Genomic DNA, 17752 nt, shown 5'->3' on the forward strand with positions numbered 1-17752 from the left:
TGCATAAAGTCTAAGTCCCTCGGACGTTCCATTAACGACAATTAGAGACAAACTCGTGGTCACGGTCACAAAAACCACCTCTTCAATGATCAATTTTTGATCACAACTTGGGAAGCCAGGGGAATTTTTCTAGATTAGATGCTGTAGGCATTCACACGAAATGGACTTCTGATGGCACACGAGATACTCAAATATCAACTCAAACACGAGTTCACCCTGCACCCAGCAGCGCGGCGACCGTTCGAGGTAATGCAAACGCTTTCAGGGCTGTGTAACGATTACGTTATACCTGAAAAGATCAGGATGGCATGGGCGTTCCAAACAATACACTGTGTACCAGAAATGCATTGCAAGCCTAAGGGAACTCAAGCAAAGCATAGGCCCAGAAAATTCTTCTTCTACAGTCCTGTTTGGGCGCCAAAGTACTGGGTTGATGGCCACCCTCCCAAAGACACTTTAATCGTTTACGAAGCAGAGTTTAAGAAACAACTATCCCCAAAGCAGGTTGAAAATCAGGCGTGGTTGTCACTATTTCAACTACTCAGTTTATCGCTCCACTCCAAGAATGCAGTGGCATTCATCGATGCCTGGCGACAAGGTGTGCCTGAGCATTTTTCGCGAGAATATTTCGGTAAAGATTCTCTTCCTGACCAGTATTTTTGTGACCTGCTTTCGATGTCCAGGGGGGCTTTAGTTCAGCAGCGGCAGCGTCTTTCTTCATCGGGTACAACACCTGAAGCGATCGATTGGATTGCAGAAATGGCGACGCATTGGGAGCCTGAAAAATGACCATGCACGAACGCAACATCAGCAAACAATTAAAGGAATTCTTGGGGACGTTGCTTGTGCCTGAGGAGTTCGGTTCTGCGCAGAAGCAAGCTCTGTTAATGCGACTTTCATACATCATTCAAGCTTTTCCTACGGCATACTGGACACAGTTTGAACAGCTTCATCGATTAGTGGCGGTCATTCAGTCGAACACTATTCCATCTTGTGAAATAGATACTGAAATAATCGTGTCTCTGAAGAAAAATAAGTGGCTCACGTCATACCCATTTGCCGCTGCGATTGGAGCCGTAGCGCCCAAAAATGCTACTCCACAGTGGTTATCCAAGTTTAATGGATACCAAGCGATTGTCCTCGTCGTCTGTTTCATGCGTCATACCTACGACCCTCGAAACTCGGTTTCAGGAAATGAAAATGCACTCAGAGAACTTCGTCTGGTTGCCATGAACCCAATGCATCGAAAGCTATTGGATGTCTTGCCAGATTTAGGTGAAACGCCATCCATTCACCTGCTGGTTTCAAAACTAAAAGAACTGAGAATGGAAAAGCACCCTGCCCTCGTCGATTACGGCCTTGGCTATCTCGAACTCGTTATCAGAGATGCACTGTCATGGACAAAAAGACGCCGACGAAAGATCCGGCTCCCGCCCCAGTCTGACACAGACACGATAGTCGAAGTTGAGCCAATCGATGTTTTTGACGATGCAAAAATCAAGGTCGAAGAACTATGTGTTTTCCCCCATAAACCGCCAACGTCCCAAGAACGGGATGAATGTCTGTCGGTAAAATCGGGAAGAACAATCCGTATACAGGAAAACGCAGAAACACCAAATTTTGCGGCCAATCGCTCGCCGTCATCGAGAGCAGTTCGCGCGATACAGCATCAATGTCTGACAGAAAAACTGAGCATTATGCAACTGTCATTAGGCTGCAGTTACAATCAACTTACAGACTGGGATGTGCGCCAACTGATTAGTTACTCGAGCAATGGAATTAAGAAAGGTGTACAACCCGACATTTGCTCAACACTACTATTAAGCCTTCTTTGCGGACGTGATCCCACCTCACTCAAACATCCTTCGACAACATTTCGTTTAGAGCACTATAAAAACCACCCTTGTCTATATTTGGGCCATTCAGTCCCAGCAAGCACACAGGATGACCGACTGGAGAAATGCGTCAGAAAAACAAACGATCATTTGATTCTGCCGTTGCCCAAAATACTACAGGGGCGGCTTACTCCAGAGAATGACAAGGAATCCCTGGCGTCAATAATCCAAAACATTAATGAGCGCTATCGGTGCCGTTTAAGCCTTGGAAGAGTTACCCGTTTTATGGAGCACTGGTATCTCAACAACGGGTTGGACCGTGCAGAAGTCGGGCTAATAAAAGGGCGAGCCCCCCGAAACCAACCAGCGCTAAGCTACACCAATTTCGACGCAGATAAACTGATTGAAAACTACCGCGCGTACGTGTTGGCCATGTTCAACATGGCTGAAATTGATCCACAACTCCCGACTGCAAAGCCCACCAATAAGAAAATCGGCAGTGCATTACATCTTCCCTCAAACACTTTGCACAATTTTTTCCGCATTTTGAGGCATCAAATCCCCAGCCCAATCAGGCATTCACTTGAAGAGCTCGCGCCACTCCATAATCACTATGTTTGCTACGTGTGGGCACTATTGACATTCTCAACTGGTCATCGAGACGTTAACGCACCAATGGGACAGTACACTGATTTCAACAGCTACAACAATTCCTGGTGGATAAGCGATAAGGAAAACCGCCATGGACTGGCCGCGCGAACATTGATTCTCCCGGCAACCGCGGTAAAACAACTTGAACAATATCTAAAGCATCTTCACGAGTTGAAAAAGCACAGTCAGCTCATTGCAGAAGACATCTTCTCCCGAACCCACGCCGCAATTACAGGAAAAGGCAATCTCCTGTTTTTTATAAAGCATCATGAACAGAACACTGTTCCGACCATTACTCAAGAACTCACGCCAGCGAGAGTAAAGGAATTTCTTGGCGATAAATTACCTTGGCCAGCCAATTGGGGACGGCATCACCTGCGCAGCGAATTAAAGTGTATCGGTATTGCTCCTGCAGAAATCGATGGTTGGATGGGGCATGAAGAAGTAGGTGAAGAATCAATGGGCCGCCACAGCGCTCTGTCAATTCAATACCTCAAGCGCATCGCCCAGCAAATCGAAGTGGTGTTGAACACTCACAAAATTACGGTGGTTGACGCATGGAAAACCCACTAATTCTGCCGATGGAGCAGAAATCATTAGTACGCCTGTTGGGGCATCAGTCCAGAACCGCTATTCGCCAAAAAAACTATACCCAAACGATAAAACAAGCTCTGGCTGTACTCGAAAGTTACCTGCCGGAACTGTTTGAAGTGGAACCGAAATGTGATCGATTTGCAGAAATTTGGCCACAGGTGGACTCGGCTCTGCGACAGGTTCTCAAATCGGAAACGTCCTACCGGCGAGGGTATTCTTTTATCTGCCAACAATTAGAAACGGGTAACCGACAGGGACTTTGGCAGATTAATCCACCGGCAGACCACCTCACTTTGCGCAGAGCTCGACCACTCAGAAGTTTAGCCTGGCAACTCAGAACATCCCGTTTTGCGTCAAAAGCTTTTGGCCGGCTGGATACTCTCAATCAAACGTCTGATCCCCAGCAATGCTTTGCCAGATTACTGATGAGTTGTATCTGCTATGGTGGTCTAAACAAACCTGCTCTTTGGCCTGCGCTGGCAAAAGCGTTAACCGAAGAGAAGCCGTTACGTGGTAACAAGGATCTATGCTGGCTTACATTGAGGCCAAAGCCTGGGAAGGATTTTCCCAGTAATCTCTACACTGATCATGGTGGTCTGGGGCCCAATAAAGCGCAGGTAGAAGTTCAGTTTTTCCCGGACCCGATAAGTTTTGGCGTAATTAAACAATTCCTAAACTGCCGTTCAAATAGTTGGCGTTATCCAAAATCTATCAAGACATGTGTTGAGATAATTAAGTCTGAACTCAAAATCGAAATTCCTCTCCCACAACTTCGGCAAGGAGGTATTTGTTTCGCAGAGATGCAACACAATATCGAATTACCGCAAGTCTTGGTTGAGTTTGCTCTGGGGCGGCAAAAAAGCGCATCACTCCCAAACGCATACTGGTTGAGGTTATTCAAAAGTACAACAGGCTCCTGCGATATAAATGGCTTTGCCAAATTCAAACAATGGTATGGTCAGAAGCGAACCGATATATCTACAGTACTTGCACCACGCAGCCCGAGGCAAGGTAACCGATACCTATTGAATCAAATAAGAGAAATACTTAAGAGAGATACTGCAAAAAACCAAGTGAAGAGCCACGTTGTTAGAAAGTTGAAGGCGCTTGCAAACGCAAATCTTCGCCCAAATGAGGAAATATTAATTCAGTGGTTACTTCACCACCTGACTTGCTTGGAAAACGAAGTATCAACCGCTGATAGGTATTTTGCGGAAATTGGAGGCACCTGGTTGGCCGCTACCGCTGACGTCGACCTTTACAGTTTGAGCTGTGAAGATTTTTTTGAACTTTATCAAGAAATTTTAAATCGCACCAACAGTCAGCAAACACAGCACTATAAAGCATGCCGATTTCAGGACCTACACACATTCGCTCATCAAAATTTTGATCTCCCGCCATTGTACCAACCGCTAAGCGAAGGGAGTGATATTAATCCCCATGTGAGTGCAGCCATAGTTGATGAGCCACTGTTTCTGGCCCTGTTGCGCCAAATCGATTATTTGGAAGACATAAACTTCACTGCCAAACGTATGTTGAAGTGCTTTCTCATCATTGCTTATCGAACAGGACTCAGACCCGGAGAAGTAGCCAAACTCCGTCTAAAAGACATCGAACCATCCTCTGTTGGCTGGTTGTTTGTGCGAGAAAGCCGCCACGGGCATAACAAAACAGAGTCCGCTCTTCGAAAAGTACCTCTCTTCCCATTACTGACGGACCACGAAAAGGCTTTGGTGGAAGGCCACCTTCGCGAACGTTTATTAACCTGCCATAACCGATATGCAGAGCTTCTTATTCACACAGAAGGAAATCCCTTTGAAGTGGTAAACACCCGTCAAATCTCATGGATGGTAAAAGAGATGCTGTCTCAATTATCCGGCGGTATTTATTATCGATTGTATCATTTACGTCATACAGCACTATCCAGAATGCAGCTGCTTGCCCATGATGACCTGATCGCCTTGCCTGAAGTAATCCAAGCTTTGCTGCCATATACTCCATCCCAACGAAAAGTCATAACGAAACTGATATTTGGTGAAGGACGACTTCGCGACAGGTATTTTGCCCTGGCAGTGTTTGCTGGCCATAGCACGCCAGATACAACTTTGAGGAGCTACTTACATTTTACCGACTTGCTTCTGGGCATCCATTTGGGTGCAAATTCACAAGAAATTCCTGCCGAAACCGCGAAAATGGTACTTGGAGTTAGCCCTTACCGTTATAAAAAGATGCGAAAGTCAGGCCCCATAACCCCGTTGCGGCTGCTACCATTCTTGAGAAAACGGCTCGTGCCTTTTATAAACCCAGTCAACAGCATTCGTCAGAGTACAGCCACCCAAAACAATGTGGTTGAAAAAAGCAGTCACTACATTCAGGCACTGGCAGTACTTAGCCGAATTGAGCGAGATCACGACTATCAGGAGGTCGCGGTACATTATCGACTTCCATCTGAACTGACAGAGCGCTGGCGCGATGCGGCGCTTGCCCTAAGGTCGTTGAAAACACCGCGGGGAATCGGCCGACTCTTTTCAACCAGACGCGCAGGTGCTCTGCTGCCAGCCGAGCCAACAAGTATCTATGACCGTAAAGATATTCAATCCGCGCTGAACACCTGCAGCAAGATAAAGGGCAGTAGAGAAGGAAAAATCGAACTTCGATGGGCCATTCAATATTGCCTGACACATTCCACCAGTAGTCATACTTGGATCTACTTTGACAACGCTGATGAATTTCAGCGGTTCATGAGATTTGTAAGCCAACTTTTTCCATGGCAACGCTGGCATCTAAGGCTTCGCTCCCAATATGGCCAACCAACAACACGCTGGCGGCCTCACCACCATCTTGAGATTACCCACTACACATTGACAAAAGCCGGTGAATATCCAGATGGAGTTGGATTGTTGTTTTTACGTCATGCAAATGAACAGCAGTACATAAAAAGCAGAGGCGGTGCGAAAATAAGCCAATATTGTTCACCCGCGCTACAAACCCTATTCCACCGACTGGCAATCATCCTGTTCAATGCGGAACAAATAAGGAAATGGGAACGGACTTAGTCCCGCCAAAGCTCATCCTAGTCGTTTATACCATTGGTCATTCATGGCGGAATGTGCGTACCAATGATGGGGGGGCACGTCTGTAAAAGCCGTGCGCCAATGACAAACCTCCATCGACAGGTTATCGCACAGTCTAACCATAGAGGCAGGAATGTAAGACTCATGCCGGCGCCCTACTTTTAACGATAAACAACTGCTTAACGCTTCAAATATTTTTGGGGAACTACGGTGCAGCACTTCTAACGGCTCGGCCAATACCATGAAATTGTAGGACTCATGAGCGCCCGCAATGCCATCCCGTGTGTCGGCATTATAAAAAAGGTGAATTTTGCCAATGTCATGCAGTAGCCCACCAATAAACGCTACACCAACACTCAAGGGACCTACATTGTAGCGCCAACAAAGCATCGCGGCTGTTACGGCCACTTCATGACTGTGCTCCAGCAATCCTGTTTCATGATTATGATGATGACTTCGACTTGCCCGGGCAGTAAAGAACTGGCTCATCAACTCCTGATTAAGTAATACCGCCAAATAGAAATGTCGCAGTGCGGCATCCTGAATAAGTCCTAAGATCCCCCAGATATCAACGATGATGGATTCGCAACCTGCTGGCACTAGTGAAAAATGGCGATACACTGCGACCTCATCCATCACTTCTGGAACAATTAAAACCTTCTTAATGTGTCGCTCACCGTCTGCAGTCCACTGCACCAACACCAATTGGCCTTCAGGCCGTACCCCCGTCATTACATCGCGGGGCACTTCAAGTGATAAGGACTCACGCAGGCAGCGGAATTGCCATAATTGTGACGACTCACTCTGTGCGACCCTGTGTACCCAGGCCAAGTCATCAGAAGTACCTCTGGACCTGATATTCATTTTGACTCTCCTTCGTTTTGTCCCTTGCGGATCAAACGCTCGAACGCCGCACCATCCTGTCCAAGTAAATTGGGCACATAACGCGAATAGACTCTGAAGAGCATACTGGTATTCGCATGCCCTAATTGCCTGGCAATCCATTCAGGGCTCTCGCCGGCAGCCAGCCAGAGGGTCGCGGCGGTATGCCGTGTCTGGTAGGGATTTCGCTTTTCAAGCTTGAGGTGTTCCAATAGTGGGTACCAGATGCGTTTGGTGACATTTTGATGATTCAACGCTGCGCCACACCGATTACAAAAGACAAATTGACTCCTGGCCCCAGTTTGCTGCCGCTGCGCCAGCAGCGCTTCATATACTGGCTGACTCATGGCAATTGCCCTGAACGAACCCGGTGTTTTTGTAGGGCCAAGAGTCCCCCGCACCAGTGACTGGCGGATGTGTATTAATTGCCTGGCAAAATCAACGTTTTCCCACGTTAGGCCATCGATTTCACCGGTCCGCATACCTGTGAAAAATCGAACGATATAGTAGGGACGAAAATCACTTCTTACCCCCTCTATAATGCGGCAGACCTCATCAAGCGAGAATGGCTGAATATCACTTCGAGGCATAGGCAGGGCCTTAATATTCCGCCATGGGTTGTCAAAGCCAAAACGCTCCGCAGCATCACTCAGCATTAGGCGTAGATATGTCATGATGTGATTAATGCGCGAGGCCGATAATGATTTCGAAGTGGCAGCATCAACGTCACATAGCCGTGTGCGAAATCCAAGAATATCTGTCTTAGTGATAGCGGCTATCATGCAATCACCTAACGCGGGGATCAGATGGCACCTGAGAATGCCTTCAACCGTCTCAACCTGGCTGGCGCGCCACTCCACTTTCTTTTCCGCCAACCAAAGGTTGGCAAAAGTGGCAAGCTGCATTCGCCCACCGACAGCCTTAAGCTGGCTCAGTTTTTCGAGCTGCCTGAAATGTTCTGCCTTTGGGCTGTTTGGAAAATGGTGCCCATAATCAAAACTGCCGCTTTTCATCTGCTGTTCAAGCAGTGCCATCAGTCTATTGAGCTTCTGGCGGTTAGCTGGATTGTCGATAAGGCTTGTCTGCTCCCTGCAGCGCACTCCCTTGTATCGAAAGTCCAAATAGAGTTTGCCATCACGGCTATTCACTGTTCCCATGATGTCCTCCTAGTTCATCTGATTGATCAGATCGTGGGCGGCGGCGCCAAGCAGCATGGACTCCTCGACCCGCTCCCAGATGTACAGAATTTTGCGCCCGCCAAAAGGTCGGATGTAGTGCACACCCTCAAACAGAACAGCGTCCTTCAGACACTGCCGGATAGTGCGAACGTCGTACTTAATCCGTGCAGATAGTTCTTCTGTGGTGAGATAGGTACTCATAACCGCCTCCAGTTCTGACTCATACATGATTCATTTGCAGCCTATGAGTAAACAATAAATCACAAATGAAAAAAGTCAAGCATTTTTTGCGTCATTTATGATTCATTTGATATGATATGTGAGAGATATGACTTATGGATCGAACATGATAAGAATCCTTCTCATCAAGTTGCTTGATGAAAAAGCCTTCAAGGAAAAGCGCCGTATAACCTTGTCTGAAGTGAGTGAAAAGACAGGTATCAGCCGTGCCACGTTAACACGTATCGCCAACGTGCCTGGCAATGTGACTAACACAGATACCATCAATGCATTGTGCAAGTATTTTGAATGTCAGCCAGGGGAGCTATTGATGTATGTAGAAGAAAACGATACTGCAGATCATTAAGTTTTTAGTGAAAAAATGATGTAATTTATCACTGGCGACTCTGTTTTGACGGGCGTGCAATCAATCTATTAGCTAGGGAAACTTGGTCGTTTTGGACTAAAAGTATCAAGGTAGGAATTATTCTCAATTGTACTAGCTCAGACCTGATCTGACAGTTACCCGATTTTGGGGTGCCGTTGTCAGATTAGATTTGGGTTAAATTCTTTCCCGCCCAAACCCGTTTCCCATCAATTCATGTTGCCATCGGTGTACGACCGCAGCACATTTTGCCCTGATGGGTGCGCTCATTGTTTTACAGCGCCAGCCGTTCGTCCAAGTCTTTTTGCAGTTCTTCCAGTGTGCTATACAGCTTTTTGCGGAACGTGACCTGATAGAACTCATTCAGAATGGTCATGTGGAAACGCTCGCAGATACCGTTTGTCTGTGGATGTCTGGCTTTGGTTTTCGTGTGGTCGATGTCATTGATGGCCAGATACAGCTGGTAATCGTGCTGCTCAACCTTGCCACAGTATTCGGTGCCCCTGTCGGTGAGGATACGCAGCATCGGCAGCGCCTGAGCTTCGAAAAACGGCAATACTCTATCGTTCAGCAGGTCGGCAGAGGTGATTGGGGTTTTGGTGGTGTAGAGCTTTGCAAAGGCGACCTTACTGTAGGTATCGACGAAGGTCTGCTGGTATATCCGCCCCACACCTTTGAGGTTGCCGACGTAAAAGGTGTCCTGTGAGCCCAGATAGCCAGGATGATGGGTTTCAATTTCACCACAGGCCTCATCGTCCCGGGCTTTCTTTTCCAAGGCTGCAACCTGTGCTTCTGTCAGGATGATGCCATCGCGCTCCATCTTTGCTTCCAATGCGGTCAGGCGCTTCTTGAGGTTTTCCAGACCGTGTCTGAGCCAAATCGAACGTACGCCGCTGCCGGAAACAAAGACGCCTTGCTTGCGCAGCTCGTTGCTGGTTCGGGTTTGACCATAGGCGGGAAACTCAATGGCGTAATCAATGACAGCTTGCTCTATATGGTCATCAACACGATTTTTCAGATTGGGTATGCGTCTGGAGCGGTTGATAAGCGCATCAATGCCGCCATCCTCAACCAGCTCACGATAGCGATAGAAGGTGTCGCGGGATACCCCCATAACCTTGCAGGCCCTGGAAACGTTGCCGAGCTCCTCAGCCAGATTCAGTAAACCTGCTTTGTGTTTAATGATGGGGTTGTTAGTATGCAGCATGAGAGTTACCTCTTTTGTTTTGATTGAAGATTCGACACCTTTATCAAAACGGGTAACTCTCACCTTTTCAAGATGATGTGTCAGATCAAGTCACGACTAATACAGTTAAACCGAGCAATACCTTGGCGCCGTTGCTATCCGCGCAATGATTTGATGAACAATGCCGTTTGATGGCCTTAATAATTTTTCTTCGGTGTAGCGTTTCTTCATGTTGAGATCTCCATTAGCTCCAGTGTATTGGAAATCTCATCAATGTCATGGTCTTAATTTTGGGGGAGAGGTCCTATCCTTGAGAAATCTATATCGAATAACTTCTTTTAGGGCTAAGTAAATTAGAGAAAACTCAATATTGACCATTGAGAAGTATTCGTATTATCGTTAATTGGATTTTGCTCAGAATACCTGTGCCGCGTATTACAACCTCCATTTGTTCACTAAAAACGAAAATCTGCATAGTCTTAGCTACTTATATGAAAGTGGTCAAATTTATAAAATATTTATTTACAAATAAATATTTGGGAAGTGCGTTAGTTAATATCGTTATTCTTGATTTGAATATTGCGTACGGTTAAAGTACCCACAAATATTTTGTGTGAATAATTCGAGATGATTGTAAGCAATTTTAGTTCTTGCGAAGAGACGAAGTTTTCAATAGACCTTAATCTTATTTCCACTACAGATCCAACCAGTATTGTTACATATGCGAATAGCTCATTTTGTGATGTTGCCGGATATACTAAAACTGAGTTAATTGGGAATCCACATAATGTTGTTCGTCATCCTGATATGCCGAAAGTAGCATTCAAGCAGGTTTGGAAAACGATTAGGTCAGGTAACAGCTGGATGGGATTGGTAAAGAATGCTCGTAAAGATGGAGGATTCTACTGGGTATCTGCTTACATTACACCCATTACAGATTCTGACGGCAAAATAATCGAATATCAATCAGTACGAACGCAACCTAAACGTGAATGGATTGAACGTGCAGAACAACAATATAAGAAATTGAATGAAGACAAGAAACCAATCCGTCTCAGATTCCCTAGATTCAGTTTTGGTTGGATAAGATATGTAGCCGCTGCAATTATTCTTGTTAGTTCAATTTTATTAGTTTTAGGTTCATCGCCATTACAGTGCGGGGTTGTAATAATTTTTGCATTGTTGTGTATGGGAGTTAATGAGGCATTAAATCATCGACGATTAAAAGTAATAACCGAACTTGCATCAGAGGCTTACAATAATCCATTAATGGAATCTATATATACCGGTCATTACGATGAATATTCGATAATTGAATTAGCTTTATACAAGTATCGGGCGGAAGTTCGCGCAATCGTTGCTCGTGCGATAGAGACTTCAGAAGGTATCCATGGTGATGCTGAAGACGAGTTCAAAAGACAAGAAAAGATTAAAAGCAACTTAGCTAAACAAGATATAGAGACTGGATCTGTCGTTAAAGCTGTTGCGGAGATGTCTCATTCTATTCGAGATGTAGCAAAAAATACATTGGAAACTTCAGATTTAGTTTGTGAGGTTAGTCGGTTATCGGATAAAGGCTCGTTAAATGTAAATATTACGATCGACTCAATTTCGGAATTACATAGGGCATTGGAGGAGGCAAAACACATTATAAATGAATTATCTGTGAGCAGTCATGAAATTGAGAAAATACTTGAGGTGATTGGAAATATTGCCGATCAGACCAACTTACTTGCACTTAACGCTGCCATTGAGGCTGCTCGAGCTGGTGAAAGTGGGCGAGGGTTTGCTGTTGTCGCTGATGAAGTTCGATCTTTAGCTTTTAAAACACAGGCTTCTACTGAAGAAATCCATAATATGATTTCTCACTTGCAGGTCACAGCCGTCAAAGCTGTTAATTCAATGGATAAAGGAAGTCGACTATCGGATGTTTGTAAGGAGAGAGCTCTTGGTACTTCCGAGGTGTTACAAAGGGTTAATATTATGCTCAGTGATGTAACCGGTGCTAGTAACCAAATTGCTATAGCTGTTAATCAACAGGCGAATGTTACCGAGGAGATCAACAGTAACGTAGTTAGCATACAAAATCTATCAGTATCAAATTTAGATTTAAGTGAGGCATCTGTTAAAAAGACCAGTGAATTGGTAGAAAAACTACAAGATCTTCAACGTTTAATGCTGCAATTTCAAAAGAATTGATACAGCTAATCTGATTAAAAATTGTGAACTTATAGTTATAACATTTAGATTTTATAATCTTAAAATTATGACGTTAATAACATTTAGATATGACTTTCTAAGTCTAATTTTTTAATGTAAATATAAAAGCCTGCTACATAATTTAAACGGTAATTAGCAAGTACAATATATATTATACATTTATAAAGTTATTAACGAGTGTACTTTAATGGATTTGTGGTAACTTTATGAATTATTTTAACCTAAAGGTGATAGGCCAAAGGGATAATGGTTTTATTGACTTTATGAAAGAAATCTTTGACTATACAAGAATATATCATCCATGTTTAGGACGTATCTCACTCGCAGCCTTGGATAATAATACTATTTCGACGTATCATAGCGAAGACATAAGAGGATATGCAGATTGTCATCTAGAATTTGAAGAGTTTGAAATTGGGGTTAACTCAAGTCTTTCTAAGATCATGAGAAGCAATAATTATAGGATTGTCGATGATATATTTGAGTTACAAGGCACGCCCCAAGCAGTGAGCTTGACCACTCATGGCTTTTTAAGTAGTTTAACCTTTCCAATTTTATACCGAGATGATGTAATTGGGTTTACTTTTTTTAATGCTACATGTAAAGGTTATTTTTCTAGCAAAGACGTAATAGATCTTTTTACTTTTGTATCTCATATTATTTCTTCAAGGTATATTCAGGAAAAGGAAAGTAGGACGAACTTCAATAAAGTGCTTCAGGTAGCATTGAAAATCGGTCATCATCGTGATCCTGAGACGGCTCAACATCTGGAGCGGATGGGTAAATATAGTGAAGTTTTGGCTCGTTTGTTAGTTAACAAATATCCTGAAATTACGACGGATTTCATTCATAGAATTCGCTTTTACGCTCCTTTTCATGATATAGGTAAATATCGGATCCCAGACGAAATCCTCTTCAGTAACAAGGCGTTCTCTCAAATCGATAGAGATATTATGAACCAGCATCCAGTCTTTGGAGAGGAAATTATTGATGAAGTGGTGAAAATTTATAACTTGAATAAAGCGCTAATTGAAGAAATGACATTTGTAAAGAACATAGTTCGCTTTCATCACGAGACATACGACGGCACTGGATATCCAGATAGGTTGAAAGGATTGGATATTCCTCTTGAAGCAAGAATAGTTAGTTTGGCTGACGTATTCGATGCACTTTTGAGTAAGCGGCCATATAAAAATCCTTGGAGTTTAGAAGAAGCAATGCAGTTTATTAAGAGTAAGTCTGGATCTCTGTTCGATCCCCTCTGTGTAGAGGCACTTGTTCAAAATATAGATGAGTTTCTAGAAATTAAACTAGCAATTTGTGATGAATAACCAATGCAGCGCGAATAACTTTAATATATTCATTGATTATTTTTCATTCTAGAATATTTTTGCTAACTCCTGTTTTACGTAATATGGTGTAATTTTTTATCTATTATTAATTAAATGTATAACTATTACTGCTATTATAATTTTAATCACCTTCGATTTACTTTAGAACTAGGTTGAAGAATTCGCACAATGGCCAGACTTAGAATTCGACCTTGTCCATAGGCCAGGATAAGTACTCTATACTTTATTAAATTAATTCAAAAGAGGAGCATTAACTACACATATGTATATTAGTAAATTTTCATGTATCTATGAATTCTCTGATAAACCAAACGTTCGATGTTACTTAACTCGAGCAATGTGTCATACTCGCTACAGAACTGGTAGTGTTATTTAAATTTTTGCCCGAGTGTTCATATATATATTCAGCTTAATAGTTTGTAGTTGCCTCTTAATTATTATGTAATTTTAGCTTACCGGATACATTAATTTAAATGCTTGATGTATAATGAATGTATTTTTCAAAAGCTTTTTATCCTCATAACCACTTTTAGTTATGTATTATTAATTGCATCCGCTTCCATTTTTAGAGTAGATAGTTATAAGCTTGCTAAATAAAATAGCTCAGTTTGTTCTGAACTTAGAAGCAACAGTCAAAGAAAAAAGAAGTGTTGCCATGCCAAATAACATTAAACCACCCTGAAATGGATTATAGTTTATAAATATCTTATCTAGGCTGTATCCTAAACTAAGCCCTAGAAAAATCTCAAAACAGAAAGTAAGCACACACCATAAAAGGCCGACCATCAATTGTACCCCACGTGTAAAAATTCCAAGCCAGGGATACAAGTACCAAACAACCATCAGAATCAATACTGAGCCTACGAAGACTCCTACCTGATTAGACGCCGATTCGCCAATTAGAGGTGCGAGAGTTAGTCGCCTAATCATCCCGTGGACTGTTTCTATGCAAATTATTATAAACCATAATATTAATGATCGAACAAACATTTTTTAATCCCAAAGGTTTTTTCACCAATCATAAATGATTATTTCCTGTAGGTGTTAGTCTAGCTCTTACAAGTCCGCTTTTCAATTGCTTTTATATTCATAGAATTTTAGGAAAGCATGGGGGTATGGCATGTTAGATTTTATCTGTCCCGCTTTTTACTTAAATCTAACTGAATATCCGGCACCCTTACCAAAATGGGTAAAGCTCACATTCTCAAATAATGCGTTCGAGGAGGCATCATCTAATACAATTAAGTGATCTTATTTTTAATCTTACAGTAGCATCTAAATATGGGGTAGATATCAGATTCAGCTAGAGCAATTATGATTGATAATTTAATAACTCGATATAACATTAATCAACCGCACCCTCATTATCTCACTAATCTTTTATAAAATTTGGTTTATGTGATGTGATGTGATGTGACGCAATCTATGCCCTATAGTTTGATAAGGTTAAAGCTTAATTGATACCCCATGCGATTATAAAAAATTATATAGCTTTGAGACATTGAGTTTGGAGGCGTAAGCCTATTGACAAACTTATTAAAGTAGGATGGAAAACGTAGCGGTTGCATAAGTACATAGCAACCCATTGTTATCCATTATTCTTGCTTCGCGTAACGCATCTCTCTCTTCTCTATGAATATGACTGCCTTCGCAAAATATTTTACCTGAATCAGGACGTAGGTCTTTAACATATGAAACATTTAGAGCAGTAGTCGCATAGGAAATACCTAAATCAAGTTGAGTTTGCAAAGCCAGAGCTAGTGCTCCATCAGGTAGCGTTGCCTAGAAACCGCCATGAACCGTTCCAAGATGGTTGCAGTGGCTTTGAATGGGCAACTCCAGCCCAATATGCACTATAATTAATGTGATTATACTTTATATTCCACATTTACTCGACAGGTAAAGGTTTCTTGAATTGATACTGCCGTTGAAAACTGCTATAGTTCCTGCACTGAAGATTGAACTAATGGAGGATTTTATGGATTGTGTAACAGCTAGTGAAAAGGCAAAGAAGGGCTTAGGAGTCTAAACCCCACCACTCCCTCCCCACAACCTTCCTTTGCCCAGTATTAGTACTGGGTTTCATTCTGTTAGAAGAAACCCAACTGACTTGCCTAACATTAAGATGTTAGGGATTCATTTTTAGATAGAAATATCTGAAGGGTTTTATATGTCAAAAACAGTCTATTCTTTACTCCAACTGGGTTGGAGTCACTTCTATCAACAGCAACTAACTCTTGATGAATGGGAATCTACCTTCCCCGGCCGCATTATTGCTGTTTATCGGAATAGTATCGATATCATAAGTGTTTCTGGAGTGCACAGGATTAACTTCAGTAGCATCTTACAACCAACCATCTTCAATGACTTTCCAACGGTTGGAGATTGGTTGTTAATCAATTCAGCAACTTATCAACCATATAGATTACTTGAACGCAAAAGTCTGTTTCGACGCAAGGCCGCTGGGCAAGAGTCCAAGTATCAGTTAATAGCTGCTAATATCGATACATTGTTCATCGTAACATCGTGCAATCAGGATTTTAACTTGTCACGGCTAGAGCGCTATCTTGCGCTTTCGCTTGAAGCGGCAGTTATTCCAGTTCTCGTTCTAACTAAAGCAGATTTAAGCGCTCATGCTTCTGACTACCAACAACAAGCACAAATGCTTTATCCCAACTGGTCAGTTAAAACTGTCAATGCCTTGGAGGCTTCCTCGGTGGAGCAACTACGGACTTGGTGTGGGGTTGGCCAAACAGTAGCGCTTGTAGGTTCTTCTGGTGTAGGTAAATCAACTTTAGTTAATAGTCTGTGTGGCAATCACACCCAGAAAACAGGTGCCGTTCGAGAAGATGATGCAAGAGGCCGTCATACAACCACCTTTAGAAGCCTCCATTTGATCCCTGATGGAGGTCTTCTAATAGACAATCCAGGTATGCGTGAAGTGCAACTTGATGAATGCTCCAGTGGAATTAAAACACTTTTTGACGAAATACAACAACTAGAAACAGCATGTTACTTCAAAAACTGCAAACACCAAAGTGAAGATGGCTGCGCCGTAAAATTGGCTATTGCAGATGGAAAAGTCGACTCAAGACGGCTCGCTAACTATCAGAAACTCAGTGTCGAGCGAGAACATAATGCTGAATCAATTGCAGAAAGGCGCAAACGCGAAAAGAGTTTTCGGAAACTCTGCAGAAGCGCTTCTACATTCCGAAATAAGGTGCGAAGCGGTGAGTAATTACGCTTAATTACTCTCGGTTCTACTAGAAGAATCTACGTTATATATACTGTTCAGTATTTAACTTTTTTTAAAAATTCTCAAGGAAATCTTAATCATGGACATCCCAAGAATCTTTAATATTTGCGAAAGTGACCACCGTATCCATAATCCATTTACCGAAGATAAATTCCAAACCCTTGGTGCTGCTTTACGTCTAAAACATGGGGTAAGTGTGCTCGATCTCGCTTGTGGTTCGGGTGAAATGTTGTGTACATGGGCACGCGATTACGGAGTCTTTGGCACCGGTGTCGACATGAGTCAATTGTTTAGCGAACAGGCAAAGACTCGAGCAAAGGAACTTGGCGTTGCTAACAGAGTTAAGTTCATACATGGTAATGCAGAAGGTTATGTCAGTAACGAAAAGGTTGATATAGCGGCCTGTATTGGTGCTTCTTGGATTGCGGGAGGAGTTACTGGCACCATTGAGCTGCTCAAACGCAGTCTGAAAACAAACGGAATTATCCTCATTGGAGAACCATACTGGAGACAATTACCGCCTACAGACGAGGTAGCAAGTGGATGTCTCGCTAAGACAAAAGCTGACTATCTTGAACTTCCGCAATTAATAACCTTATTTAATGATAATGGCTATGAAGTTATCGAAATGGTCTTAGCTAATCAAGATGGTTGGGACCGGTATGAAGCAGCAAAATGGTTCACCATGCGTCGATGGCTTGAGGAAAACACTGATGATGAGCTTGCGCAAGAGATTCGAAGCCTGTTGCGAACAGAACCAAAACGTTATGTTACCTATACACGTGAGTATTTGGGGTGGGGGGTATTCGCTCTAATTAAACATTTTTAATTTGATAACTTTAAACTCAACTCAAAGCCGCGTCAAAATACGACGCGGCTTAATCTTACGTGAAACCTTTAAATAATGTGAAAGATCCAAA

Annotated in this window: 11 protein-coding genes and 1 pseudogene; 8 read left to right on the top strand and 4 right to left on the bottom strand. The window is 42.9% G+C overall.

Going from position 1 to position 17752, the window contains the following annotated elements; all coding sequences use genetic code 11:
* Positions 1 to 171 precede the first annotated feature (171 nt).
* Genes K0H63_RS10485 through K0H63_RS10495 form a run of 3 tightly spaced genes read left to right on the top strand, consistent with a single transcriptional unit; the run spans position 172 to position 6136 of the window.
* The gene (locus K0H63_RS10485; RefSeq protein ID WP_220064635.1) at positions 172 to 789 is read left to right on the top strand and encodes a hypothetical protein; all 618 of its coding nucleotides are present in this window, start codon (positions 172 to 174) and stop codon (positions 787 to 789) included.
* Positions 786 to 3059, top strand: coding sequence for a hypothetical protein (locus K0H63_RS10490; RefSeq protein ID WP_220064636.1), 2274 nt, complete (start codon positions 786 to 788; stop codon positions 3057 to 3059). Before K0H63_RS10485 ends, K0H63_RS10490 begins: the two co-directional genes overlap by 4 nt.
* Positions 3044 to 6136 carry a site-specific integrase gene (locus tag K0H63_RS10495; protein WP_220064637.1) on the top strand — a complete coding sequence of 1031 codons (3093 nt, stop codon included), beginning with the start codon at positions 3044 to 3046 and terminating at the stop codon, positions 6134 to 6136. The genes K0H63_RS10490 and K0H63_RS10495 overlap by 16 nt, the downstream gene beginning before the upstream one ends.
* 12 nt (positions 6137 to 6148) lie before the next feature.
* Here K0H63_RS10495 and K0H63_RS10500 read toward each other — a convergent pair whose 3' ends face one another.
* Genes K0H63_RS10500 through K0H63_RS10510 form a run of 3 tightly spaced genes read right to left on the bottom strand, consistent with a single transcriptional unit; the run spans position 6149 to position 8415 of the window.
* A complete protein-coding gene (locus K0H63_RS10500) occupies positions 6149 to 7018 on the bottom strand; it encodes an HD domain-containing protein (RefSeq protein ID WP_220064638.1) in 870 nt (289 codons plus the stop codon).
* Positions 7015 to 8193 (bottom strand): site-specific integrase, encoded by a 1179-nt coding sequence (locus K0H63_RS10505; RefSeq protein ID WP_220064639.1) that lies wholly within the window; start codon positions 8191 to 8193, stop codon positions 7015 to 7017. Before K0H63_RS10505 ends, K0H63_RS10500 begins: the two co-directional genes overlap by 4 nt.
* Before the next feature lie 9 nt (positions 8194 to 8202).
* Positions 8203 to 8415, bottom strand: coding sequence for a hypothetical protein (locus tag K0H63_RS10510; protein ID WP_220064640.1), 213 nt, complete (start codon positions 8413 to 8415; stop codon positions 8203 to 8205).
* Between the two features lie 145 nt (positions 8416 to 8560).
* Here K0H63_RS10510 and K0H63_RS10515 point away from each other — a divergent pair, with 145 nt between their 5' ends.
* Complete coding sequence (locus tag K0H63_RS10515) at positions 8561 to 8800, top strand: helix-turn-helix domain-containing protein (RefSeq protein ID WP_220064641.1); 240 nt, start codon at positions 8561 to 8563, stop codon at positions 8798 to 8800.
* Positions 8801 to 9032: 232 nt separating this feature from the next.
* On the opposite strand, the pseudogene K0H63_RS10520 reads toward K0H63_RS10515, so the two are convergent.
* Positions 9033 to 10025, bottom strand: a pseudogene (locus K0H63_RS10520) (IS481 family transposase).
* A 606-nt stretch (positions 10026 to 10631) separates the two neighbouring features.
* On the opposite strand from K0H63_RS10520, the gene K0H63_RS10525 reads away from it, so the two are divergent.
* The 4 genes from K0H63_RS10525 (at position 10632) to K0H63_RS10540 (ending at position 17661) form a co-directional block, all read left to right on the top strand.
* A complete protein-coding gene (locus K0H63_RS10525; protein ID WP_220064642.1) occupies positions 10632 to 12203 on the top strand; it encodes a methyl-accepting chemotaxis protein in 1572 nt (523 codons plus the stop codon).
* A gap of 227 nt (positions 12204 to 12430) precedes the next feature.
* Complete coding sequence (locus tag K0H63_RS10530; protein WP_220064643.1) at positions 12431 to 13555, top strand: HD-GYP domain-containing protein; 1125 nt, start codon at positions 12431 to 12433, stop codon at positions 13553 to 13555.
* A gap of 2191 nt (positions 13556 to 15746) precedes the next feature.
* Positions 15747 to 16814, top strand: coding sequence for a ribosome small subunit-dependent GTPase A (gene rsgA / locus K0H63_RS10535; RefSeq protein WP_220064644.1), 1068 nt, complete (start codon positions 15747 to 15749; stop codon positions 16812 to 16814).
* A gap of 97 nt (positions 16815 to 16911) precedes the next feature.
* Complete coding sequence (locus K0H63_RS10540; RefSeq protein WP_220064645.1) at positions 16912 to 17661, top strand: SAM-dependent methyltransferase; 750 nt, start codon at positions 16912 to 16914, stop codon at positions 17659 to 17661.
* The last annotated feature ends 91 nt before the right edge of the window (positions 17662 to 17752 follow it).

It is taken from the genome of Shewanella zhangzhouensis (assembly GCF_019457615.1).
Lineage (GTDB): Bacteria > Pseudomonadota > Gammaproteobacteria > Enterobacterales > Shewanellaceae > Shewanella > Shewanella zhangzhouensis.